Source organism: Gordonia sp. (in: high G+C Gram-positive bacteria) (assembly GCF_049299075.1).
Taxonomy (GTDB): Bacteria; Actinomycetota; Actinomycetes; order Mycobacteriales; family Mycobacteriaceae; genus Gordonia.
The window spans coordinates 1-2,774 of sequence record NZ_JBAQWU010000413.1; the positions used below are offsets into that span (position 1 = coordinate 1).

At 67.7% G+C, this 2,774-nt stretch carries 4 protein-coding genes and 1 pseudogene; all 5 read left to right on the plus strand.

From position 1 onward, the window contains the following. The coding region (locus WAW85_RS13210; RefSeq protein ID WP_422560066.1) for a hypothetical protein at positions 1-453 on the plus strand (453 nt) is incomplete at its 5' end. Beyond that, positions 454-1,170, plus strand: coding sequence for an ABC transporter ATP-binding protein (locus tag WAW85_RS13215; RefSeq protein WP_422560067.1), 717 nt, complete (start codon positions 454-456; stop codon positions 1,168-1,170). A gap of 61 nt (positions 1,171-1,231) precedes the next feature. Further along, entirely contained in the window at positions 1,232-2,056 is an 825-nt protein-coding gene (locus WAW85_RS13220; RefSeq protein WP_422560068.1) for an ABC transporter permease, read from the plus strand. Between the two features lie 4 nt (positions 2,057-2,060). Further along, positions 2,061-2,348, plus strand: a complete 288-nt coding sequence (locus WAW85_RS13225; RefSeq protein WP_422560069.1) for a hypothetical protein — start codon at positions 2,061-2,063, stop codon at positions 2,346-2,348. A gap of 160 nt (positions 2,349-2,508) precedes the next feature. Next, a pseudogene (locus tag WAW85_RS13230) lies at positions 2,509-2,774 on the plus strand (hypothetical protein); the annotation flags it as partial.

A 2,774-nucleotide genomic window follows, 5' to 3' on the forward strand; every position in this document is an offset into this window, starting at 1 on the left:
CTGCTGATCGCCGCGGCAGCCGCGGCCGCCGCCCTCATCGGTCTGACTCTGACCGCCCCGGCCGCCTCTGCGCTGCCAGCCGACTTCACCGTGACCGCGGCGAACCCGTCGGTCGCCGATCTCGACAACATCATCGAGTTCCTGGTGGAGACGCCCGCCTCCGATGAGGCCAAGGCCCGCAATTTGGAGGGCGGGATGGACGCGGTCGTCGTGCCGCGGACCGTCTACAACCTCGGCCTGTTCCGCGCCCCGCGCGGCTCCAACGCGGTCACCGAGATCACCGGCCGCAGCGGCGACACCATCTATGCGAAGCTGCAGGCCCAGTCGGCCGGCCGCCCCACCGTCAACACCACCGTCGAGTTCACAAAGGTCGGCGGCAACTGGCGCCTGGCCAACAATTCGATCTGCCAGGGCGTCAAGACCGTCGGCCTGAACGTCTACTGCAACGCCTGAATGCCTGACCACCGCATCGAGGTCCGCGGTCTGCGCGTCGATCTCGGCGGGCGGAGCATCCTGCGCGATGTCGACCTGACGGTGCCGGGCGGCCAGTTGGTGTACCTCCTGGGCCCCAACGGAGCGGGCAAGTCGACGCTCCTGCGCACCGTCTGCGGGATCACCTCACCGACGGCCGGGACCGTAAAGATCGACGACATCCCGATTCGCCGTCTTAGTTCCCCGGCCCGCGGGCTCGGTATGCATCTGGGCACCGAACCGGTCCACCCCGGGCACACCGCACGACGACATCTGCGTTGGCTCGCCGCCGCCGCCGGAATCGACAAGAGCCGGATCGACGACGTCGTAGCGCGTACCGGGCTCGACGCCTACGGCACCCGGCGCACCGGCGACTATTCGCTCGGTATGCGGCAGCGGCTGGGAATCGCCTCGGCGCTGCTACCCGATGCGGGCACGCTCGTATTTGACGAGCCGCTGAACGGGCTCGACGTGGAGGGCATCGTCTGGCTGCGGACGCTGCTCACCGGGCTGGCCGCCGAGGGGCGCGCCGTGCTGGTCGCCTCACACCTGCTCGGCGAGGTGGCCCGCAGCGCGGACGCGATCGTGCTGATCAACAACAAGACCGCCGCGCCCGCAGTCTCGGTCCCCGACTTCCAGGGCGTCCACAACGACCTCGAGGACGCCTACCTCGCCGCGATCGGCGTGCTCCATGGCTAAGCAGTCCGTCGCGATCGCTCATCCCAGTTCGGCGGTTGCGCCGGGCCGAGGAACGAGGCCTGTGTCGAAACCACACCTCACCGCCCCCGGCCAGATCGCGCGTGGCATCGCCGCCGAGCACATCCGCGCCGGCGGCCTGCGCAGCCTGCTGGTCTACGCCGGCATTCCCGGCGTCATCGTGCTCCCGTTGCTCATCACGTTCGGCATCGCCTACGCATCCGAACGGATCGCCGCGCTGAACAGCACGGAGATATCCGTCGCGGCGTTCCCGACCGAGAACTCGGCGTACTGGGTCCTCAACTTCGGCGCGGTGGCTGGCGCCCTGATCGCCACCTACGCGCAGGCGAGCAGCATGCGCGGGGCACTCGGCGATGTCGACCGCTACCTGTACCCACGCTCGTGGACCTCGACCCTGGCCCGCTGGCTGTACTACGGACTGCTCACCGCTGCCGTCTCACTCGGGCTGATTGCGTTCCTGATGGCGGTGCTCCCGGTGGCCTTCCCCGAGGTGTACGGCGACGTCGACCTAACTTCCATGATCGGCGTCCGGTTCCTCCTCACGGTGCCGATCTACGCCTTCTTCGCCTGCGGGTTTGGCATCGGACTGGCCGGGCTGATCGGTCATCCGGCCGCGGCGGTCGCGGTCTTGCTGTTCTGGATCGCCATCGTCGAGGACGCAATCATCTTCATCCCGAACGGCGGCAAAGTCCAGGCGTACATGCCCTTCCTCAACGGGATCTGGGGCACCGGCCAGTTCCTGGTGATGACGCCGCCGTGGGGAAAGGACGGTGCGCTGGTGTGGTTCGGCGCGGTCGCTGTCGTCATCTTCCTTCTCGGCACCGGCGGCGTCGCCCTGCGCCGCCGCCCCCGACGCGCGAGGCACTGAATGCATGACCGGATCCCTGGCGCGCGGCCAGCGCCCCGGTGCACTTCGGCGCGGCGGTCAACGGACCCGGGAATGTCCAAGTCACCATGACCGACACCAGGACCGAACGCCAACCACCGGCATCGGCCTCGCCACCCGGATCTGCGGCGTGCTCATTCTCGCCGGAACGGTCCTGGCAGTGGTGCGTCAGCGCCCAGGTTCGGTGCTGATCACCGGCGCCGCCATCGCGGCGACGCTCACCAGACGCTGCCGGAATCACCCCGCCACCGCGCACGTCCTGAGCATCCGATAGCCACCACCGTGAGGTCACTAGACTCCCACCAGTTCAGGCATTTCGAAAGAAAGTTCGAGAGTACTGTTGCTTTCACTACATGGTGTGCGTTATTCTGAGAATAGGGATGCACTATCGGGCTTGACCAGCCCCAATACCGACCTGGCAGGAGGTGGCCGTCATGAACAATGACGCTGCTCCACCCACTGTGGACGGAGGTTCGGGATTCGACGCGGCTGCTGTCGTCGATGGTTTGTCGGCGGCGCAGTTGCTGGCGGTCCAGGATGCGGCCGAGGTGCGCTTGCAGTCGGTGGCCCTGGCGCCGGAGTCGGAGGATGGTCTGCTCGATCTACTGGATGCGCGGGAAGCCACGCTGCGGCGGCGGCAGGTCTTCGACGCCACGCTGTATGTGGAACTCAGTGACCGGGGCGGCTACCGCAAAGCCGG

Excerpts from the sequence above, each read along its gene's own strand:
- WAW85_RS13215 (WP_422560067.1), top strand. The coding sequence starts at position 454 with ATGCCTGACCACCGCATCGAGGTCCGCGGTCTGCGCGTCGATCTCGGC.
- WAW85_RS13225 (WP_422560069.1), top strand. The coding sequence starts at position 2,061 with ATGACCGGATCCCTGGCGCGCGGCCAGCGCCCCGGTGCACTTCGGCGC.